Origin of the sequence: Saccharothrix sp. BKS2, from assembly GCF_047689505.1 — a bacterium.
GTDB classification, from domain to species: domain Bacteria; phylum Actinomycetota; class Actinomycetes; order Mycobacteriales; family Pseudonocardiaceae; genus Actinosynnema; species Actinosynnema lopnurensis.
In genome coordinates this window covers 381,947-402,510 of sequence record NZ_JAUQOL010000007.1, presented here as the reverse complement: position 1 = coordinate 402,510, position 20,564 = coordinate 381,947, and the positions used below count along the sequence as shown (strand labels likewise).

General features: G+C 73.8%; 16 protein-coding genes and 1 pseudogene. 3 read left to right on the top strand and 14 right to left on the bottom strand.

Translation table 11 applies throughout. The features are described from left to right. Nucleotides 1-52 precede the first annotated feature (52 nt). From Q5530_RS17635 to Q5530_RS17620, 4 genes are read right to left on the bottom strand one after another with little or no spacing between them, the layout of a single operon-like run. The gene (locus tag Q5530_RS17635) at nucleotides 53-913 is read right to left on the bottom strand and encodes a carbohydrate ABC transporter permease (RefSeq protein WP_415363540.1); all 861 of its coding nucleotides are present in this window, start codon (nucleotides 911-913) and stop codon (nucleotides 53-55) included. Continuing rightward, a complete protein-coding gene (locus Q5530_RS17630) occupies nucleotides 910-1,881 on the bottom strand; it encodes a carbohydrate ABC transporter permease (protein ID WP_415363538.1) in 972 nt (323 codons plus the stop codon). Before Q5530_RS17630 ends, Q5530_RS17635 begins: the two co-directional genes overlap by 4 nt. Before the next feature lie 3 nt (nucleotides 1,882-1,884). Further along, on the bottom strand, nucleotides 1,885-3,267 hold the full coding sequence (locus Q5530_RS17625) for an ABC transporter substrate-binding protein (protein WP_415363535.1): 1,383 nt from the start codon (nucleotides 3,265-3,267) through the stop codon (nucleotides 1,885-1,887). Nucleotides 3,268-3,287: 20 nt separating this feature from the next. Further along, nucleotides 3,288-4,976 carry an alpha-amylase family glycosyl hydrolase gene (locus Q5530_RS17620; protein ID WP_415363533.1) on the bottom strand — a complete coding sequence of 563 codons (1,689 nt, stop codon included), beginning with the start codon at nucleotides 4,974-4,976 and terminating at the stop codon, nucleotides 3,288-3,290. Nucleotides 4,977-5,201: 225 nt separating this feature from the next. On the opposite strand from Q5530_RS17620, the gene Q5530_RS17615 reads away from it, so the two are divergent. Continuing rightward, nucleotides 5,202-6,230 (top strand): LacI family DNA-binding transcriptional regulator, encoded by a 1,029-nt coding sequence (locus Q5530_RS17615; RefSeq protein WP_415363531.1) that lies wholly within the window; start codon nucleotides 5,202-5,204, stop codon nucleotides 6,228-6,230. An 81-nt stretch (nucleotides 6,231-6,311) separates the two neighbouring features. Here the strand turns inward: Q5530_RS17615 and Q5530_RS17610 are convergent, their stop codons facing one another. The 4 genes and pseudogenes from Q5530_RS17610 to Q5530_RS17595 all read right to left on the bottom strand — a co-directional run bounded on the left by Q5530_RS17610 (nucleotide 6,312) and on the right by Q5530_RS17595 (nucleotide 11,195). Next, a complete protein-coding gene (locus Q5530_RS17610; RefSeq protein ID WP_415363664.1) occupies nucleotides 6,312-7,919 on the bottom strand; it encodes a glycoside hydrolase family 13 protein in 1,608 nt (535 codons plus the stop codon). 75 nt (nucleotides 7,920-7,994) lie between these two features. After that, nucleotides 7,995-8,090 (bottom strand): annotated as a pseudogene (locus Q5530_RS17605) (hypothetical protein); the annotation flags it as partial. 171 nt (nucleotides 8,091-8,261) lie between these two features. Continuing rightward, on the bottom strand, nucleotides 8,262-9,794 hold the full coding sequence (gene mptB / locus Q5530_RS17600) for a polyprenol phosphomannose-dependent alpha 1,6 mannosyltransferase MptB (protein WP_415363529.1): 1,533 nt from the start codon (nucleotides 9,792-9,794) through the stop codon (nucleotides 8,262-8,264). Nucleotides 9,795-10,304: 510 nt separating this feature from the next. Continuing rightward, nucleotides 10,305-11,195 carry a trypsin-like serine peptidase gene (locus Q5530_RS17595; protein WP_415363527.1) on the bottom strand — a complete coding sequence of 297 codons (891 nt, stop codon included), beginning with the start codon at nucleotides 11,193-11,195 and terminating at the stop codon, nucleotides 10,305-10,307. A gap of 316 nt (nucleotides 11,196-11,511) precedes the next feature. On the opposite strand from Q5530_RS17595, the gene Q5530_RS17590 reads away from it, so the two are divergent. Further along, a complete protein-coding gene (locus Q5530_RS17590) occupies nucleotides 11,512-12,819 on the top strand; it encodes a cation:proton antiporter (protein WP_415363525.1) in 1,308 nt (435 codons plus the stop codon). Between the two features lie 108 nt (nucleotides 12,820-12,927). Here Q5530_RS17590 and Q5530_RS17585 read toward each other — a convergent pair whose 3' ends face one another. The 4 genes from Q5530_RS17585 to Q5530_RS17570 form a co-directional block, all read right to left on the bottom strand. Beyond that, on the bottom strand, nucleotides 12,928-13,674 hold the full coding sequence (locus tag Q5530_RS17585) for a hypothetical protein (protein ID WP_415363522.1): 747 nt from the start codon (nucleotides 13,672-13,674) through the stop codon (nucleotides 12,928-12,930). A gap of 83 nt (nucleotides 13,675-13,757) precedes the next feature. Next, entirely contained in the window at nucleotides 13,758-14,696 is a 939-nt protein-coding gene (locus Q5530_RS17580) for an ABC transporter ATP-binding protein (RefSeq protein ID WP_415363520.1), read from the bottom strand. Further along, nucleotides 14,693-14,953 (bottom strand): helix-turn-helix domain-containing protein, encoded by a 261-nt coding sequence (locus Q5530_RS17575; RefSeq protein WP_415363518.1) that lies wholly within the window; start codon nucleotides 14,951-14,953, stop codon nucleotides 14,693-14,695. Before Q5530_RS17575 ends, Q5530_RS17580 begins: the two co-directional genes overlap by 4 nt. Then, a complete protein-coding gene (locus Q5530_RS17570; protein WP_415363516.1) occupies nucleotides 14,953-15,432 on the bottom strand; it encodes a DUF2975 domain-containing protein in 480 nt (159 codons plus the stop codon). Before Q5530_RS17570 ends, Q5530_RS17575 begins: the two co-directional genes overlap by 1 nt. A 129-nt stretch (nucleotides 15,433-15,561) precedes the next feature. Between Q5530_RS17570 and Q5530_RS17565 the strand changes: the two genes are divergently transcribed. Further along, nucleotides 15,562-16,149, top strand: coding sequence for a hypothetical protein (locus Q5530_RS17565; RefSeq protein WP_415363514.1), 588 nt, complete (start codon nucleotides 15,562-15,564; stop codon nucleotides 16,147-16,149). Nucleotides 16,150-16,212: 63 nt separating this feature from the next. Here the strand turns inward: Q5530_RS17565 and Q5530_RS17560 are convergent, their stop codons facing one another. After that, nucleotides 16,213-17,502, bottom strand: coding sequence for a M14 family zinc carboxypeptidase (locus Q5530_RS17560; RefSeq protein ID WP_415363511.1), 1,290 nt, complete (start codon nucleotides 17,500-17,502; stop codon nucleotides 16,213-16,215). A 102-nt stretch (nucleotides 17,503-17,604) separates the two neighbouring features. After that, nucleotides 17,605-20,016 (bottom strand): N,N-dimethylformamidase beta subunit family domain-containing protein, encoded by a 2,412-nt coding sequence (locus Q5530_RS17555; RefSeq protein ID WP_415363509.1) that lies wholly within the window; start codon nucleotides 20,014-20,016, stop codon nucleotides 17,605-17,607. Between the last annotated feature and the right edge of the window lie 548 nt (nucleotides 20,017-20,564).

The window sequence follows — 20,564 nt, the reverse complement described above, 5'->3', positions numbered from 1 at the left end:
TCTCTCCTCGCAGGGGGAACTTCGCAGGGCGGGCCCGCCGTCGGGCCGGGGCTCATCCCTTGACCGCGCCCTCCAGCGCGCCGCCCCGCAGGAACAGGCGCTGGAACACCAGGAACAGGGCGACGGGGATGACCGTCGAGATGGCCAGCGCGGCGAGGAACACGTCCAGTTCCACGTAGCGCTGGAGCGCGGGCAGGCGCACGGACAGCGGCTGCACCGCCGGGTCGGGCAGCACCAGCAGCGGCCAGAGGAAGTCCTTCCAGCTGGCCACCACGGCGAAGACCGACACCACGCCGATGACCGGCCGCGACAGCGGCAGCACCACCGACCAGAACACCCGGAACGGGCCCGCGCCGTCCACGCGGGCCGCCTCGAACACCTCGCGCGGCAGGCTCGCGAAGAACCGCTGCACGAGCACGACGTTGAACGCGCTGGCCCCGGACGGCAGCCACACCGCCCAGAACGTGTTGATCATGCCGGTGTCGACCACGGTCAGGTACAGCGGCACGAGCAGCACGATCGAGGGCACGAACAGCGTCCCCAGCACCACGCCGGTGACCAGGCCCCCGTAGCGGGGGCGCAGCACCGCCAGCGCGTACCCGGCGGTGGTGGCCACGACCAGCTGCACCAGCCACGACCCGGTGGCCAGGGCCACGGTGTTGAAGAAGTGCTCGTCGATCTCGACCCGGGTCCACGCGGTGGCGAGGTTGGTGAGGTCGAGGCCGTTCGGGAACACCGACAGCGGGGTGCGCAGCGTGTCCCGGGTGGGCGTGACCGCGGCCTTGGCCAGCCACAGCACCGGGCCGAGGCCGGCCAGCAGCAACCCGCCCAGCAGCAGCCCCTGCGCCCCGCGCAGGACGCGGCGCGTGGTGGGGGTGGCCCACTCCGAGGGCGAGACCAGGCCGCGGCTCACGAGGTGCTCCAGGACCGGGTCAGCCGGAAGTAGGCGGCGGAGAACAGGGCGAGCGCGGCGGCCAGCATGATGCTCAACGCGGTGGCCGCGCCGTAGTCCCCGCCCAGGCTGTTGGCGAAGGCGTAGTCGTAGATGAGCAGCAGCAGCGTGGTGGTGGAGTCGGCCGGGCCGCCGCCGGTGAACAGGAACGGTTCCAGGAACACCTGCGCGGTGCCGATGACCTGGAGGATGAACGTGGTGATCAGCACGCCGCGCAGCCTGGGCAGCGTCACGTGCCACACCTTGCGCCAGATGCCCGAGCCGTCGATCTCGGCGGCCTCGTACAGGTCGGCGGGCACCCCGGCCAGGGCCGCCAGGTAGATGATGACCGTGCCGCCCGCCGCCGCCCAGGTCGCCTCCAGCACCAGCGCGGGCATGGCCGAGCCGGGGTCCTGCAACCACTGCCACGGCCCGAGGCCGACCCAGCCCAGGACGGTGTTGAACACGCCGGTCGGGCTCGCGTCGTAGAAGAACTTCCACAGCAGCACCGCCACCACCGGCGGCACCACCACCGGCAGGTACGCCAGCGCGCTGAACAGGCCCTTGCGCTCGCGGACCTCGCTGATCAGCACGGCCGCGACCAGCGGGACCGGGTAGCCGAACAGCAGCGCCAGCAGGGCGAACCACAGGGTGTTCCCCAGCGCCGTCCACAGCAGCGGGTCCGCCGGCACGCGGGCGAAGTTGTCCAGGCCGACGAACTCTGCGGGGCCGACGAGGTTGGTCCGCTGGAAGCTCATCACCACCGACTGCACGATGGGGGCCCAGGAGAACACCCCGAAGACCACCAGCAGCGGCAGCAGGAACACCAGGGTGCTCAGGCCGCCCCGCCGGACCCAGCCGGCGGGGTTGCGGCGGCGGCGCGGCGCGGGCCGGGGACCGCGCGGCGGCGTGCCGGCCGCCGCCGCGCGGTTCGGGGACTGCACGGTCACGGCTCAGCCCCGGTCGATCCGGGCCTGGACCTCGGCGTCCGCTTCGGCCAGCAGGGTGGGGACGTCGCCGGCGGAGTCGGTCAGCAGGGCCTGCACGGTCCGGTCGAGGATCTTGTAGACGTCCTGCGTCGACCGGGTGGGCTCGGTCAGCAGCGGCTGGTCGAACATCTCCGCGGTGTAGGGCGCCATCTGCTCCAGCGGCACGTTCACGTACTCCCGGGTCCACTCCCGGGCCCGGTCGTAGGTGGCCCGGTCGAGCACCGGCAGGGCGGGCGCGCCGACCGGCTGGCCGGTCTCGGCGAGGGTCTTGGCGTCGGCGACCGCGGCCTCCCGGTCGGTCAGCTTGCCCATGTAGTAGAAGTCGATCCACTCCACCGCGGCGTCCCTGCCCCGGTCGCCGATCTTCGGGCTGACCACGGCCAGGGTGCCGCCGCCGAGCACGCCCGCGTCGGGGTCGTCCGCCAGCGGCAGCGCGGCCACGCCGTAGTCCTCGGGCTTGAGGCCGTTCTGGGTGACCAGGTTGCCGTAGTTGCCGCCGCCGGAGACGTACATGCCGATGCGGCCCGCGGCGAAGTCCTGGTTGATGCCCGCCCAGTCGTACAGGAAGTTCGCGCCCATGCTGTTGTCCTCCCAGCGCATGGCGCGCAGGGTGGTCAGCACCTCGGCCATCTCCGGGGTGTCGATGGTGGCCTCGGCCCGGTCGCCGTCGATCCGCTCGACGCGGCCGCCGAAGGCGTAGCCCAGGGTGGCGAGGACCCAGCCGCCGGTGTTGCCGGAGGTCATCTGGGCGTAGCCGGCCTGGCCGGTGCGCTCGGAGATCAGCCTGGCCGCGGACCGCACCTCGGCCCACGTCGTCGGCGGCCGGTCGGGGTCGAGCCCGGCCTGGGTGAACAGGGTGCGGTTGTAGTGCAGCGCCTGCCCGTAGGCGGCGATCGGCACGGCCCACTGCTTCCCGTCTGCGGCCTGGCCCGCCTCGGCGACGTTCGGGTTGAGCGCACCCGCGTAGGGCAGCTCCCCGATCTGCTCGCTGACGTCGGCGACCTGCCCGCGCTCGATGAGGCCCCTGCCGTCGGTGAACGGCACGGTGAACACGTCCGGGATCGTGCCGCCGGCGAGCTGCGCGGTGAACGAGGCGGCGGTCCAGGTGTACTCCTGGCTCTCCACGTCGATGTCCGGGTGGGTGGCCTCGAACTGCTCGACGCGGGCGTTGAACGCGTCGACCGCGCCCTTCTCCAGCCCGGCGTCCAGGGCGACGCGGAGGCGGACCTTGCCGTCGGCCCCGACCTCGTCGTCGGGGGCGGAGCCGCAGGCGGACAGCGCGAGCGGCAGGACCAGGGCGACCGCGGCGGCCCTGGCGGACCGCGACGCGGCGGCGGTGAACTTCATCGTTCTGCTCCCGTGGTGGATCAGCGGCGCAGCCAGGCGGCGGCGTCGGCGGGCAGGTGGGAGGGCAGGTGGGTGGCGCTGGGGTCGGCGCTGGGATCGGTGTCGAGGTCGGCACTGGTGAGCAGCACCTCGTGGTGGTCGGGCAGCGGCACCGGTGCGGAGCCGAGGTTGACCACGCACACCACGTCGCCGCGGGTGAAGGCGATGACGTCCTCACCGTGGTCGAGCCAGGCGAAGTCCTCGTCGCGCAGCGCGGGTTCGGACCGGCGCAGGGCCAGGGCGGCGCGGTAGAGCGCGAGCACGGAACCGGGGTCCCGCTCCTGCGCCTCGACCGAGCGCTCACCCCACCCGGTGGCCGGTTGCGGCAGCCAGGTGGGTGCGCCCACCCCGGCCTGGCCCGGCTCGTCCGGGCCCAGCCCGGCCTGGCCGGGGTCGTCCGGGCCGAGGTCGTCCGGGCCGGGGTCGTCCGGGCCGAAGCCGAACGTGCGCCCCGAGCGGGTCCACGGCAGCGGCACGCGGCAGCCGTCGCGGCCCGGGTCCACCCCGCCGGAGCGGAAGTGCATCGGGTCCTGGAGCGCCTCCGGCGGCAGGTCCTCCACCTCGGGCAGGCCCAGCTCGTCGCCCTGGTAGACGTACAGCGCGCCGGGCAGCGCGGCGGTCAGCAGCGCCGCGGCGCGGGCCCGCCGCTCCCCCAGCGCGAGGTCGGTCGGCGTGCCGAACCGCTTGGCCGCGAAGCTGAACGCGCTGTCCTGCCTGCCGTACCGGGTGACCGGGCGGGTCACGTCGTGGTTGGACAGCACCCAGGTGGGCGGTGCGCCGACCGGGGCGTGGGCGTCCAGGGTGGACTGGATGGACTCGCGCAGCTCCTTGGCGTCCCACGGGCGGCCCATGAAGTCGAAGTTGAACGCCGAGTGCATCTCGTCCGGGCGCAGGTAGCGGGCGAAGCGCTGCCGGTCGTCCAGCCAGATCTCGCCGACCAGGACCTGCGGCTCGGCGTAGGAGTCGGCGACCGCGCGCCAGGCGCGGTAGATGTCGTGCAGCTCGTCGCGGTCGATGAACGGGTGCCCGCCGGCCTCGTAGGTCTCCGGGACCTCGGGCAGCCCGGGGTCCTTGACCGGCATGGACGCCGAGTCGACCCGGATGCCCGCCACGCCGCGGTCGAACCAGAACCGCAGCACGTCCTCGTGCTCGCGCCGCACGTCCGGGTGGTTCCAGTTCAGGTCGGGCTGCTCGGGCGCGAACAGGTGCAGGTACCACTGCCCGTCCGGCACGCGCGTCCAGGTGCCGCCCGCGAAGCTCGACACCCAGTCCGTCGGCGGCAGCTCGCCGTGCTCGCCGCGGCCCTCGCGGAACCAGAACCGCTCCCGCTCCGGCGAGCCGGGCCCGGCGGCGAGCGCCGCCCGGAACCAGGCGTGCTCGCCGGAGACGTGGTTGGGCACCACGTCGACGATGGTGCGGATGCCCAGCCCGGCGGCCTCGGCGATCAGCTCCTCCGCGTCGGCCAGCGTGCCGAACGCCGGGTCGATGGCCCGGTAGTCGGCGACGTCGTAGCCGCCGTCTGCCAGCGGCGAGGCGTACCAGGGGGTGAACCAGATGGCGTCCACGCCCAGGTCGCGCAGGTACGGCAACCGGGTGCGCACCCCGTTCAGGTCGCCGGTCCCGTCGCCGTCGGAGTCGGCGAAGCTGCGCGGGTAGACCTGGTAGATCACCGCGTTCCGCCACCACTGCCCATCCGTCGCCGGATGACCCGTACTCACGATCCCACCCCTCGCTTCCGCATCGACGCGCGGCGAAGAGGCCGATCGTCGCTGATCAGATGTGGTTTAGCGCTATATCTGTGGTGTGGGACACTAGCCCGGTCGCCGCAGGTGTGTCAACGAGGGGGACGGCTCCGCCTCCTACGCTGGCCCACGACGAGAGAGGGGAACGATCCGGTGCGGGTAACCCTGAAGGACATCGCCGAGGAAGCCGGCGTCAGCATCATGACCGTCTCCAACGTGATCAACGGCAGGCACGCCCGGGTCTCCGCCGACACCGTCGAGCGGGTGCGCCGCATCGTCACCGAGCGCGGCTACGTCCCCAGCGCGTCGGCCCGCAGCCTGGCCGCGCGCACCTCCCGGCTGATCGGCCTGCTGGTGCCCGCCGCGGACGAGGACAGCCTCGCCATCAGCCCGCACAACACCGCGATCTTCGGGCAGATCGAGCGCAGGCTGCGCCGGCGCGGCTACCACCTGCTGCTGCGCGGGATCTCCGACACCGCCGAGATCACCGAGGCCCTGCGGTCCTGGAGCCTCGACGGCGCGGTGCTGCTCGGCTTCCTGGACGAGGAGGTCGACCGCCTGGGCCCGGCCGTGGCGGGCCCGATCCCGCTGCTGACGATCGACAGCTACTCGACCAACCCGCTCACCACGGGCGTGCGCTCCGACGACTTCACCGGCGCCCGCCTGGCGGCGGCCCACCTGCTCGGCCTGGGGCACCGGCGGATCGTGTTCGCCGGGCCCCGGTTCACCGACGTGGGCGTGGTCCACGAGCGTTTCCTGGGCTTCCGCCGGGCTTTTGAGGACTTCGACCTGTCCGGTGAGGACAGTCCGGTGGAGACGGTCAACACCACGCACGAGGAGGGTGTCGCGCTCGGCCGGCGGCTGCTTGCCGACCACCCGACCGCGACCGCGGTGTTCGCCACGGCCGACATACTGGCGATCGGCCTCATCGAGGGGCTGGCCGACACGGGGGTGCCCGTGCCGGCCCGGGTGTCCGTGGTGGGCTTCGACGACATCGACATCAGCGCCTACGTCACGCCCAAGCTCACCACGGTCGCGCAGGACCTCGTCGGGAAGGCCACCAGCGCCGTCGACCGGCTGCTGGACGTCGCCGGTGGCGGGCAGCGGCCCACCGCGCCCCTCGTGCTCGACGTGCACCTGGTGGAGCGGGGTTCGACGGCGCCGCCGGGCGGGGTCGGCTGAGGCGGGCCGGGCGCGGGGCAGGCGGGCAAGGCACGAGGCGGCGCCGCGCGGGGCGGGCGCGGCACGGGCAGGTCAGGTCGGTCAGGCGGGGGTCCACCAGATCGCGGTGTCCGGCGGCAGGACCACGTGCGCCCCGTCGTGGTCCACGGGCGCGCTGGACAGCAGCAGCGCCCCCTCGACCTCGACCTTCGCCGGGTGCTCCCCCGCGTTGACCGCGCACCGGAACACCGCACCGCCGGCCCGGCGCTCGAAGGCCGGCACGGCGTCGTCCCCGGCCAGCCAGGTCAGGTCGTCCCCGCCGCCGAGGGCCGGGTGGGCGCGGCGCAGCGTCAGCGCCGCCCGGTACAGCTCCAGGGTCGAGCCGGGCACGCCGGACTGGGCGGCGACGGACAGGCCGGCCCACTCGTCCGGCTGCGGCAGCCAACTCGGGCCGCCCGGCGGGCCGAAGCCGTAGGGTGGGCGGTCGCCGTGCCACGGCAGCGGCACCCGGCAGCCGTCGCGGTGGCCGTCCCGACCGCCGGTGCGCCGGAAGGCCGGGTCCTGGCGGCGGTCGTCGGGCAGGTCCGGCACCTCGGGCAGCCCCAGCTCCTCCCCCTGGTAGAGGTAGGCCGAGCCGGGCAGCGCGAGCATCAGCAGGGTCGCGGCCCTGGCCCGGCGCAGCCCGGTCGCGCGGTCGGCGCCCGGCGCGAGCCTGGTGGCGTGCCGGACCACGTCGTGGTTGGACAGCACCCAGGTCGCCGGCGCGCCGACCGCGCGCATCGCGGCCAGCGAGTCGTCGACCGCGGCGCGCAGCGCGGCCGGGTCCCAGGCGCAGGTGAGGTAGTGGAAGTTGAACGCCTGGTGCAGTTCGTCGGGGCGGACGTAGCGGGCGGTGCGGGCCAGGGTCGGGCCCCACGCCTCCGCCACGCCGATCCGCTCGCCGGGGTAGGAGTCGAGCAGCCGCCGCCAGTCGCGGTAGACCTCGTGCACGCCGTCCTGGTCCCAGAACGGCGTGGCGGTCAGGTCGAGCAGCCGGGCCGACCGGCCGTGGTCGGGCAGGCCGGCCGCCTTGACCAGGCCGTGGGCCACGTCCACCCGGAACCCGTCCACCCCCCGGTCGAGCCAGAAGCGCAGGACCGAGCGGAACTCCCGGGCGACCTCGGGGTGCTCCCAGTTGAAGTCCGGTTGTCCCGGCGCGAACAGGTGCAGGTACCAGTCGCCCGGCGAGCCGTCCGGTTCCGCCGTCCGGGTCCAGGCGGGACCGCCGAACAGCGATCCCCAGTCGTTGGGCGGCCGGTCGCCGCGCGGGCCGAGGCCGGGCCGGAAGTGGTAGCGGTCGCGGAAGGGCGAGCCGGGGCCCTCGGCCAGGGCCCGCCGGAACCAGGCGTGCCGGTCGGAGGAGTGGTTGGGCACCAGGTCCACCACGACCCCCAGGCCCAGCGCGTGCGCCTCGGCGATCAGCGCCTCGGCGTCGGCCGACGTGCCGAAGACCGGGTCGACGGCGCGGTAGTCGGCCACGTCGTAGCCCCCGTCGGCCTGGGGCCCGGCGTAGAACGGGGACAGCCACACCGCGTCGACCCCGAGGTCCCGCAGGTGGGGCAGGCGGGACCGCACCCCGGGCAGGTCGCCGACGCCGTCGCCGTTCGAGTCGGCGAAGCTGCGCGGGTAGACCTGGTAGACCACCGCGTCCCGCCACCACTGCCCGTCCATCGCCATCCGCGCCCCTCAGCCAAGGTTTAGCGCTACACCTTCGGGGGTGACGGTAATCCGGTCGTCGGAGGGGTGTCAACGCCGGTGCTGCCACCGCTGCGCGCCGTCGTTGTTGCAACGCCACAGGATCACGCGGGTGCCGGGGCCGGTGGCGCCCCCGGCGACGTCGAGGCACTTGCCGTTGGGCCCTCGATCGCGCCGGTCGCCAGGACCTCGGTGGCGTCCTCGTCCACCGCGAGGGCTCCGGCTCGACCCGTTCCCGGTGCTGTGGTCCGCCGCCCGCCCAGGCTTCCACCAACAGCCGGGGTCGCCGACAAGCGGCCGGCGCGGCGACGCCCCGGGTCAGCCCCGCGCGACATCGACCCGCCAGGCGCGGACCGGTGGCGGCGCAGGCGCCCCGCGCAGCAGCAGGAACGCCACCCCGACCAGCAGGGCGCCGACCCCGTAGCCGAAGGCGAGCGGGCCGACGTGGCCGGTGTGGTCGCCCGCCGGTGGGGGCACCAGCACGGCGGAGAGCGCGACGAGCGCGCCCAGACCGGTCCACGCCCGGCGCGGGAGCCGGGTCGTGGCGAGGGGGATCACCGCCCACAGCAGGTACCAGGGCTGCACCACCGGGCCGAAGACGACGACCAGGCCCAGTGCCCCGCCCAGGGACGTGACCGCGTCGACCCGCCCGCGCAGCTGCCGGTGCAGCAGGACCCCGATCCCGCACACCACCAGCACCGAGCCGAGGACCTTGCCGACGCCGAGCGCCACCGGGGTGATCTGCGCGCCGAACACCGCGCCCGCTCCCCCGACCAGGAAACCGAACCAGTTCGTGGGCGCCAGCCAGCTGGCCACCCGGCCCGACGTGCCCAGCGCGCCCACCCAGCCGAACCCCAGCCCGGTCAGGGACGAGACCGCGGCGGACACCGCGGCGAACGCCACGACCATGCCGACGCCCGCGAGCAGGAAGTCCCCGAACCGGCCGCCGCGGCGGCGCGCGAGCGCGGTGCCGACCACGGCCAGGGCGACCAGCGCGGGCAGCTTCACCAGGGCGCCCAGGGCGATGAGCGCCACGCCGAGCGCCAGGGGCCGCCACTCGACGCGCGCCTCCAGCGCCCGCAGCGCGATCGCCGTGCCGGCGAGCATGAGCCCCAGCATCAGGGCGTCGTTGTGGACACCGGCCACGAGGTGCCAGAGCACCAGCGGGTTGAGCACGCCGAGCCAGAGCGCCGCGCGCCGCGACGCGCCGGCGGCCGAGGCGAGGCGGAGGACCGCCCACACCACCAGCGCCAGCCCCAGGAGTCCGATCAGGCGGTGCAGCAGGACGCCCGTCACCGGGTCGCCCGCCGACACCCGGGCGACCAGCCGCTCCACCGCGCCGAACAGCGGGCCGTAGGGCGACGGCGTGTCGCGCCAGTGCGCCCCGACGCGCCCGACGACCTCCGAGGCCGCGCCCAACCCCCGCGCGGGACCGACGACGTGGGGGTCCAGGCCGCGCGCGGCGATCTCCCCCTGCGCCAGGTAGCTGAACACGTCGGCGCTGAACAGGGGTGGGACGACCAGCAGCGGGGCGCACCAGAGCACCAGCGTCCACACCAGCCCGCGCGCGGTCGGCGGGGTGGGACCGGTGAGCACGGCGCGGCCGAGCAGCGCCCACGACAGCACCAGCAGGCCCGCGCCGGTGACCCCGGCGGCGAGCGACAGCGCGGCCGCGGTGGACGACGGTGACGCCGCCACCCCGGTCCAGGCGGCCGCGGTGAGCAGGAGGACGCCGCCGAAACCGGTCCAGCGGAGCCGGTCGTGCCTCGCGGCCCCGGTGGGCGCGGCCGGGCGGTCGGGTGGGCGGAGACCTGCGGCGGGCGCGGGGCGACCCACCGTCGAGAGCGACATCCGTCCTCCGGGCGGAGCGGTGCGCGGATCGGCCGGGGCGGGTGCGCACGGTGAACTGGTGACCGTGGGGATCCTGGTCGGCGGCGGGGTCATCACGGATCGCACTGCGGTCGCACGTCGTGTACGACCACAGGAGGACGCGGCGGCGTCGCGGCGCCCGGGGGATCCCGACCAGATCGGACGGATCAACCCCTTGGCGGTCGGGCACTCCACGCCGCCCACGCCCGTCGACCTGTTCGCGGGAATTCCGGTGAGGGACTACCCGGCGGTCCCGGCCTGGCACGAGAGGCTGCTCGGCAGCGCGCCGACGTGCGTCGCGAGCGACACCGGGGTGGTGTGGGAGCCGGCCGAGCACCGCTCCCCGGCCGTCGCACCGGGGCGGCCGCGCGGCCTCGGCCGCACTGTCCTGCGAGGACTATCCTCAGTGGACTTTCGGGAGCGCGGCAACGGGGGGTTGCGCGCTCGCGCGAGCCGGGCGCGCGGCGGCGCGCCCGGCTCGCGGTGCGGGGATCAGGCGGCCTGCGCCTGGTTGTAGAGGTTCTGGGCGTCCGTGCCGAAGTACGGGCCGAACATCCAGGTCGGGATAATGTTGATCTTGTAGCTGTTCACGGAGTTGAGCGTGCCGGTGCCGGTGGCCTCGGAGAACGACCGGAACCAGGGACCGCCGCTGGCGCCGCCGGTCATGTCGCACGTCATGCCGAGGCCGTTGCTGAGGAAGGCGTTGAACGTCCTGCCGCTGCAGTAGATCAGCCTGGTGCCGTCGTACGGGGCGGCGGCGGGGTAGCCGAAGGCGTAGGTGTCGGCCGCGCGCGGCTGGTTGAACGCGATGCCCTGCGACCCGACCACGTCGGTGAGCGACTGGCCGTTCAGCTGCCCGACGACGATGGCGCCGATGTCGTAGTTGATGTCCTCGGTCGCGTCCCACTGCGGGGTGGCCAGGGTGCGCCGGGCGTTCCACGTGCCGTAGGGGGCGTTGCCGTTGGCGTAGGCCGGGACGAACGCGACGTTGGTGTGGTACGCGCCGTCGAGCTTGACGCAGTGCCCGGCGGTGATGACGGTGCTCTTGTTGCCGCTGGTGACGGCGTTGCCGCTGCACGAGGCGTTGCGGCCCTGGTAGGTGAAGAACACGCGGCCCGCGGTGGTCACGACGGCGCCGCCGCCGGTCCACGGGCCGCCGCCGTGGGGGAAGGCCATCGGCGCGACGGAGGCCGGTTCGCCCGTGGGGATGGTGACGCGCAGGGCCGAGGCGTCCGCGGTGCGGATGTCGAGCGGGGCGGCGGCGCGCATGCGCTCCGGGGTCCAGTACGTCCCGGACGGGGCGGCTTGCACCGCGGGGACGCTGACCAGGCACAACGCTAGTGCACCGGCTAAGGTGATCAGTCGTTTTCCGGCACGGTTCATGATCTTCCACCTTTCGAGGGTCGATCAGAGGCAGGGACCGTGCTGTGGAAGTTACTCAGCGCGACGCGCGATCGTCTCCGGCGAACGGGTGAGAAATTTTCGCATTAGGCGGGAGGTCGGGGACCTCCGGACCGGGAGGCGACCGGCAGGCCGGCGGCAGGCCGCGTACTCGCGGCGAGCGGAAGACCTGCGTCACGCCGACCACGACAACGTGCGGTCCCGGTTGACCGCCATCCCCCGGCCCCGCAGCCTTTCCCGCAGGCAAGCGGGGCAGCAGACCACCCCGGCACGACCCTTCTCCCGGAACACGTGGCGGGTGGACGCTGTGGTGACAGCCCTGCACTTCGCAACGGCACTCGGGGCCGTCCTGCTGGTGGCGGCCGCCGGGCGTGCGGTCGCTCGGGCGCTGCGCCAGCCGCCGGTCGTCGGTGAGGTCGCGGCCGGGCTGCTCGTGGTGCCCGCGCTGGTCCTCCTCGCCGGGCCGGCCGCGCCCGGCACCGTGCTGCCGGCACCGGTGTTGGCCGGGCTCGGGGTGGTGGCCGAGGTCGGCCTGGCGTGGTTCCTGGTGGGTGTCGCGACCGAACTGCGGTTCGGGGCACGGGGCCGGGCGCTGCGCCGGGTCGTCGTGGGCGGGTTGGTTCCCGGTGCGGCGGCCGGGATCGGGGTGGGGTGGTGGGTGGTCGCAGCCGCGCCCGCCGCTGTCCGGGGGAACGCCCCGCCCGCCGCCCTGGTGGTGTTCACCGCGGTGGCGATGGCGGTCACGGCGGTGCCCGTGCTGGCCCGCGTGCTGGTCGAGTGCGGGCTGTCGGGCACCCGGTCCGCGGCGCTGTCGCTGGGCGCGGCGGTGGTCGGGGACGTGGTGTGCTGGCTGGGGTTGACCGTCGCGCTCGGCCTGGCGGCGGGTGCGGCGGACGCGGCGGGCACAGCGAACGGGGCGAACGCGGCGGGCGGCTGGCCCGCGCGGCTCGCCGGGCTGGGAGCCTGCGCGGCCGTGGCGCTGCTGGGGCGCCGGGTGCTCGCCTCGCCGACCCCGGAGCGCTGGGCCGCCCGGTGGCCGCGCCGGGCGGCGCTGCTGCCGGTGGTCGCCGCTCCCGCCGGGGCCGCGGTCGCCGAGGCGGTCGGGGTGTCGGCGCTGATCGGCGCGGCCGCCGTGGCGCTGGCGGTGCCGCGCGGGCAGGCGTGGACGGCCGTGGCGCGGTCCGTCGGCCGCCTGGGGGTCGCGGTGGTGCCGGTGTTCTTCGTCGTCGCGGGCGCGACCGCGTGGGCCGTGCCCGACGCGGGCGTGCCGTGGGGGCTGGCCGCGGTGGTGCTGGTGCTCGGCTCGGTGACGAAGATCGCGGGCGGTTGGGCGGGCGCGCGGCTGGCGGGCGAGGCACCCGGGACGGCGCTGCGGGTGGGCGTCCTGCTCAACACCCGCGGCCTGACCGAGCTGGTGGTGCTCCAGGTCGGCCTGACCTCCGGGGTGCTGTCCGCGCCGCTGTTCCTGGCCCTGGCGGTCATGGCGCTGGTCACCACCGCCACGACCGGGCCGCTGCTCGCCCTGCTCGACCGCCGCGCCACGCTCGTCTTCTCCCCCGGTGACGCCGGCAGTGGTGCCCCCGGCGACCGCGCCGCCACCCGGTGAGGCGACCGGCCCGCAGGACCGATCGGCGGGCGGGCACGTCGTGGACCGGGTCGCCCCTCCTCCCGGCCCACGACGTGCCCTCGGTGTTCCGCGCGGGTTCCCCGCCGTTCAGCGGTTCGCGTCGTCGCGCGACAGGTGCAGCCACCCCAGCAGCAGGGCGCCGCCGGCCCAGCCGAGCAGGGTGACCACCGCGGAGGTCCCCGTCATCCCCGGCAGCTCACCGATGAGCAGGAACGCCGCGCCCGACCCCGGCAGCACCCGCGCGACCGTGGTCGCCCACTCCTGGCCGAAGTTCAGCAGCACCAGCGGCAGCACGAGCATCAGCAGGAAGACCGCGACCAGCGCGCCGGCGGTGTTGCGCAGCAGGAAGCCGAGCCCGACCGCGAGGGCGGCACCGGCCGCGAAGACGAGCGCGACCGGGGGCAGCACCTCCGCGCCCCGCGCCGCGGTGAGGTCGAGCACCGGCCGGGCCGTGGCGAAGGCCGTGAGCGCGGCGGCGACGGCCAGCAGCACGCCGAGCACCGCGGCCACCGCCACCGCCACGGCGGTGCGGGCGAGGAACAGCACCCCGCGCCGCGGCGTCCACTGGAGGGTGGGGACGATCCCGCCGGTCGCGTAGTCGGACGTCACCGCGGCCAGGGCGAGCGCGAGCAGGCCGAACTGCCCCGGCAGGACGGGGGCGGCCGCCGCCGTCCAGGCCGAACCGCCCGGGGACGGCGAGGGGTCGGCGGCCGTCTCGGAGCCGGCGATGGCCGCGATGCCCAGCATCACCCCCGCCGACCCGGCCAGGAACCACCAGCTGGCCTTGACGGTCCACAGCCGCGTCCACTCGGCGGCGCAGGCGCGGGCGAACACGCGCCCGACGTGGACCCTTGCCGAGGTCGACGGGGCCGGGGTCGACGGGGTCGAAGTCGACCGGGCAGGGGTCGACGGCGCCGTCACCGCGCACCCCCCGCCGGCACGGGCTCGGCCCCGCCGCCGCCGTGGTACTCCACGCTGTCACCGGTCAGTTCCACGTAGGCGTCCTCAAGGGATTGGCGCACCTCGGAGAGGTGCTGCAACGGGACGTCGCAGGCGTGGGCGAGCCTGCCGACCTCCTCGGCGGTGGTGTCCTCGACCCGCAGCTCGTGCTCGTCGACGCGCTCGACCACGAGGCCGCGCTCCCGGAACCCGGCCAGGAGCAGGTCCGGTCGCGGGCTGCGGACCCGCACCTGGAGGCGGCCCAGTCCGCTCAGGATCTGCTCGGTCGTCGCGTCCGCGATCAGGCGGCCCCGGCCGATGACGACGAGCCGGTCCGCGATCTGCTCCATCTCGCTGAGCAGGTGGCTGGAGACCAGCACGGTGCGGCCCTCGTCGGCGAGCTGCCGCAGCAGCCCGCGGATCCACCGGACGCCGTCGAGGTCCAGCCCGTTGACCGGCTCGTCGAACAGCAGCACGCCGGGGTCCCCGATCAGCGCCGCCGCGATCCCGAGGCGCTGCCTCATGCCCAGCGAGTAGCCCTTGATCCGGCGGCGGGCCGCGCGGCCGAGGCCGACCCGCTCGATCACCTCCTCCACCCGGCGCGCCGGGATGCCGTTCGCCCTGGCGGCCACGCGCAGGTGGGCGCGCCCGGTGCGGCCGGGGTGCGCCGCGCCGGGGTCGAGCAGCGCGCCGACCTCCCGGAGCGGTTCGGCGAACGCGGTGTAGGGGCGCCCGTTGACCAGGGCCTGCCCCGAGGTGGGCCGGTCGAGGCCGAGCACCACCCGCATCGTGGTGGACTTCCCGGCCCCGTTCGGCCCGAGGAAGCCGGTGACCTTGCCCGGCTCGACGTCGAAGCTCAGGTCGTCGACGGCCAGGACGTCGCCGTAGCGCTTGGTCAGCCCGCGGACCCCGATCACCGGTGACCGTCCGCCCCGGGGTCGACGGGCACGGGCGCGCCGTGCTCGTCGACCTCGTCGACCCACTCCAGCAGGTCGCCGGGCTGGCAGTCGAGCACCCGGCACATGGCCTCCAGGGTGCTGAAGCGGACGGCCTTGGCGCGGCCGTTCTTCAGCACCGCCACGTTCGCCGGCGTGAGCCCCACGCGCTCGGCGAACTCCCCCACGCTCATCTTGCGCTTGGCCAGCTCGACGTCGATGCGCACGATGATCGGCATCAGATCACCGACTCCATGTCGGCGCGCAACCTGGTGGCCTGCCGCAGCAGCGCCCGCATCACCACCATCAACAGGCCCAGCGCGGCGACGCCCACCGACATCAGGAACAGCATCAGCGGCAGGCCGGGGTCGGTCGCGTTGAAGCCGACGTAGAGCAGCACGCCCGCGAGCGTCACCCACCCGGCGGCGATGGCCCACACGATGACGTCCACCCACTTCAGGGCGCCCTCGCTGAAGATGCGGTCGTTCTTGACCAGGGCGAGCAGCTTCCAGGTGGCCACGACCACCACCTGGACGCACAGCACCCAGAACACGGTCACGGCGGTCGCCGGCCACCTGAGGTAGGCGAACTCGGGCGACTCCCGCGCCATGTGCGCGAACTGGCCGGGCAGCGACATCACCTGGAACAGGAGCAGCAGCCCGAACAGCACGACAAGGAAGATTCTCAACGGGCCGACTGCCCGATGCTCTGCGAACATGCATCGAGTATCGGTGCCTACCTATCGAATGTCAATCGATAGCTATCGTGTCGCAACATCCGACCCCAAAGTCAAGCCTGTCACCCGTCCGGGTGAGAGACTGCGGGTTGACGAGGTCGAGGGGGAACGATGCTTTCGCAGGCGACGAACGTGCTGCACATGCACCAGAAGGTCACCCTGATGGTGAACCGCTACGAGGTCTTCGCCGACGAGGGCGGGGAGCCGGGACAGCTCGTCGCGTTCGTCGAGCAGAAGCGGATGGCCTTCAAGGAGCAGGTGACCATCTACACCGACGCCGGCCGGAGCCGGGTGCTCGCGGGCTTCCGCGCGCGCAAGGTGATCGACCTGGGCAGCGGCTACGACGTGACCGACGGCGACGGCCGGTCCATCGGGGCGTTCCGCAAGGACTTCGGCCGGTCCCTGACCAACTCCACCTGGCACCTCGACCAGGCGGGCGCGCCGACGGCCACCGGCAGCGAGCGCAACGCCGGCCTGGCGATCCTGCGCCGCGTGTGGGGCCTGCTCCCGTTCGTCAACAACGTGCCGTTCCCGTTCCGCTACCACTTCGACTTCACCCGCGACGGCCGGCCGGTGTTCAGCGTGGACAAGAAGACCTGGGTCCGCGACCACTACCTGATCCGGATCCTCGACCCGCAGGTGGACCGGCGCGTGGTGATCGCGCAGGCCGTCGCGGTGGACGCGCTCCAGTCCCGGTAGGCGCAACGGGGCCCCGGGGGAACTCCCCCGGGGCCCCGTTGCGGCCTCGCGACCCCTCGGCGGTCAGTGCTCCAGCACGTCGGCGCGCGGGTCGTCGGCGCGGCGCTCGGCGTCCGCGCCGCCGGTGCCGATGTTCGGGCCCCGGGGCGGGATCCGGTCGTAGTCGGCCGGGTCGAGCCGGTTCACCTGGCCGCTGGCGATGCTCGACAGCATCCCGTCCAGCCCGACGTAGACGCTGCGGACGAGCATGGCCCGGTGCTGCTGGCCCAGCGTCTGGGTCTGCCCGCGGACCTCGAACAGCACGGCGCCGCTGCCGTTGAGGGCGAAGGAGCCGAGCCCGGTGCCGGGCAGGTTCGTGTCCTGCGGGTAGAGCGTGATGTTGCCGAACGCCGGGCGGTTGGCGGCCGCAGCCTGGAGGGCGTTGTTCACCGCGACGTTGAGCCGCTTCGAGTAGTCCAGGTCGTACCGGTCCGCGTACTGCTCCAGGCCCGGCGTGGTGGCCGGGTCGTCGACGAACCTGCCGGAGATCGACAGCGTGACGAACTCGTCCGGCTCGGCGGGCATCACGTAGCAGGCGCCCTGGTGGTGCAGGTCCACGTAGGTGTCCACCTCGCCGAACTCGGCGGTGAGGCCCCGGTAGACGTCCCGGACGGCCCTGGTCTCCGGCGAGAGGTACCAGCCGGTCTGCGCGGACGTGCCCGGGAAGTCCTCCTTGCGCGGCACGTAGTCCAGGTTCGGGTGGTAGTCGCGGTTGATGTCGAAGCCCGGCCGCGCCGAGTAGTCGTCACCCTGGAGCGACCGGGTGTAGTAGTTCCACGCCGGCTGGCTGCCGCGCAGCTGCGGGAAGCGCGCGGTCACCTCCTGCCAGGTCATGTCGTTGCCGCGGCGGTCCAGCTCCGCGCCGTCGGGGTTCATCTTGGGGATCGCCACGATGGTCAGCTCGCTGCGCCACCGCTTGGCCTTGGCGCTCTCGCTGGTGCCGACCCAGTCGAGCAGGTCGAGCAGGGCGTCCGTCCCGGTCTTCTCGTTGCCGTGGATCTCGCTGGTCAGGAGCACGGCCTTGCGGCCGGTGCCCACCCGCGCCGACCAGATCGCCCGGCCGCGGTTGCTGTGGCCGAGCTGCTCCACCTCGACCCGGCCACCGCTGACGCGCTCGATGCGGTCGAGCTCGACCCCGAGTTCGCGGTGGTCGGTGAACTGGTTGACGGGCAGGTCGCGGGGCGTCTCGCTGCACGTGGTGGCCAGCATGACCTGGTCTTGCGCGGCGTGGGCGGGCAGGGCGGTGACGGTGGCGCCGAGCAGGGTGAGGGTGCTGAAGGCGATCAGGGCGGCGGATCGTCTGCGTACGGGCACGGGTGGACTCCTCCGGTGTGTGACAGGGAGCACGCACCCGCATAGTAGTTAGTTACGGTAACGAATGGAATGGGCAACTCGTCCGTTTCGCCCACCCGTGGCTCACGGCACGGGCGACCACGCCACGTCGACCCAGTAGTTGCTGCCCTGGTAGGTCCGGTCCGGGAAGCCGGCGCCCAGGCGGTACATGCCGTTGGGGCCGTCCACGCCGGACCGCAGGCCGGTGAGCGGTTCCAGGTACCGGGACTCGCGGCTGAAGTACTCCTTGTCCGCCGCGTAACGGCCGGCGGGCGAGAAGTAGGAGACCACGTAGGTGGTGTTCGCGGTGACCGCCACGGGCGTCGTGAAGGTCAGCACCTGCCAGCCGCTCGCGGTCTCCCCGGTGAACGTGCCGGTGGCCAGCCGCTGGCCGGCGGCCGACCACAGCGAGCCGGTGTGGGTGCCGGTGTTGCCGGCCCCCTTGTAGAACCGGACGCCGTGCACCTGGCCGTCGACGCCCGCGCGCCACTTCACGCCCAGCTCCAGCGGGGTGCCGTCCGCGTTGTCGGGCGCGGCCGGTGTGTCGGCCGTCGTCCACAGGCCGCACGGGCACGTCCGCGGGGACACGCCGACCGAGGCGGCCACCGGGGCGGACAGGTTCAGCGAGTCGTCCACCGCGCGCACCCGCAGCTGCGCCTGCCCGGAGGCCGTGGGCGTGTAGGTGTGGGACCACGTGCCCTGGCCGGCCTGCCAGTTCGCTGGGTGCCAGCGGGCGCCGCCGTCGGTGGACACCTCGACCCCGGCGACCCGGCCGGCCGCGTCGGTCACCGTGCCGGAGAACGTGTACGGCGTGCCGACCGCGGAGAGCGGGGACACGCTGGTGTAGGCGACCGCCGGCGGCTGCGCGTCGGTGACGCCGGTCGCCTGGACCAGGTTCGCCTGGAGGGTCGTGGCGGCCACGCCCATGTCGGCCAGGAAGTTGACCGTGGCCTGCTGCATCCGGACGTCGGAGGTGGGGGTGTTGGTGAGGAAGGCGTGCTCGTCGTCCACGCCCCACGCCCACTGCACGGTGCCCGCGCCGAACACCAGCGACCCGCTCGGGTGCCGGTAGTAGGTGATCGCGTGGGTCTCGGTGCCGGAGCCGTACTGGTCGCCGTGGTTCTTCAGCACGTAGGCGCCGTTGAGCTGGACCGTGGTCCGCGACATCCGCGCCACGCCGGCGGGCTGGAACCCGTTGTCCGGCACCGTGTTCCACTCGTAGCCGAGGGTGCCGGGCCGGAACGTGTGGGTGGAGCCGGCGACCATGTCCTGGAGGTCGGTGTGCCGCCACAGCCGCATCTTCCCGTACGCGGCGGGCACCTGGAGCGAGTCCTCGCGGCGACCGGAGACGGTGAAGATGTTGCCCAGCAACGCGTTCTCCGGTCGGCCGCCGTCCTGCGGCGGGCTGTGGCGCGGGTCGCGCCAGGTGCCGGTCCAGTCGTCCAGCCCGTCGTCCTGCGCGCCCTTGGTCTCCTTGTAGCAGGTCAGGGTGCGCCAGTCGGTGTGGGAGGCGTCCGCGGAGGGTTCCCAGCGGGTCTTCCAGAAGATCTCGTTGCCGGTCAGGAACGCCAGGTGCACCCCCGCCGCGCGGGCCGCCTCCACGTTGGCGCGCTGCTCGTTGGACCAGTACTCGTCGTGGCCCACCGCCATGAACACCCGGTGGTTCCTGATGAGGTGCCCGCGCCGCGCCGAGTCCACGTCGGTGGTGTAGCTCAGGTCGTAGCCGTTGCGCTCCAGGAACCGCAGCATCGGGTACTCGGCGTTGAAGATGAAGTTGTCGTCCCCGTCGCCGCCGGTGTAGGGGCGGTTGTAGCTCACCTTGTACGCCTGACCACCCTGCCCCGGACCGTCGCCGAAGTACAGGCTGTTGCCGCCGTACCGGTTGTACGCCGCCCACGTCGCGTCGGAGGTCTGGAACAGGACGTCCGAGGTGCTCGTGTCGTCGCGGACCACGAACACGATCTCGTTCTCCGCGCCCGTGTCGTCGCGGTGCGCCCGCGCGTAGTAAACGCCCGAGACCGCGTCCACCGGCACGTCCCAGCTCACCGAAACAGCCCAGTTCCCGCAGTCGATCAGCGCCGAGGGGCCGTCGCGGAGGCACGCCGGTTGTTGCTGCGCCGAATTCCGCGACACCGATCCGACGAACCGCGCGCCCTTGCCCGCGTAATAACCCAACCGGTAGACGTCCAGGCGATAGGCGGAGGCGTTGGTGAGCACCTTGAAATCGACCCGGCCGCCCGGCACCGCGCTGATGTCGGTCGAGTAGCCGACGATCGACGGGTCTCGGTAGGCGACCTGCCAGCCGTCGGCCCCCGGCTTCGTGTTCTCGCACGCCACCCGGTTCACCACCGGCGCGTCGCAGGGCGCGGCCACCGCGACGCGCGGCACGACGCCGTTGACCACCACGATCAGCCCCAGCGTGGCCAGCACCACCGCGAACAACCGCAGGAACGTCCCCGCCGGTCCCGAGCTCAACCGCACGTACCGCGTCGTCATGACGAGCCACCCCTCAGATGCCACCGGCAGTTCACCGTGCGAGCGCTGTCGCATCAGCGGCAATTCGCCATTCCGGAAGTCGACCGCGGCACATCGGGTGTTACAACACCCCGAACCGTGCACCCGTTCGCCGCACCGCGACCGGTGCTTTTGTTGTGCCGAACAGCGCGCTGACCCTATTTCGGCGGTCAGACCGGGTTCGGGTTGACACGCGCGAAAACCTCCTGGCGTCGATAGGGGAAGTACGGGTGGGGCGCCGTGCGCGGAGCAGGCCGCCGAGCGGGGCGGGGGCCGGCCGACCAGGCCACCGCGGCCACCTCGATCGTCTCGGTCGCCGCCCGCGCGGGTGCCTCCGCACGGGCGCGTGCGGTGCGCGGTGGGCACCGCCGGCACTATTCCCGGCACACCGACGAGACGGGATTTCCCGGCGGGGTGGACTGAAAAGGGACCGGGGAAATGCGGATCACCCTGCGGTCGATCACCATTTGCTGGTACATGTGGGACGAGGGCGTCCACAGGGGGTGCGACCGCCCCGCTCCCGCTCTGGT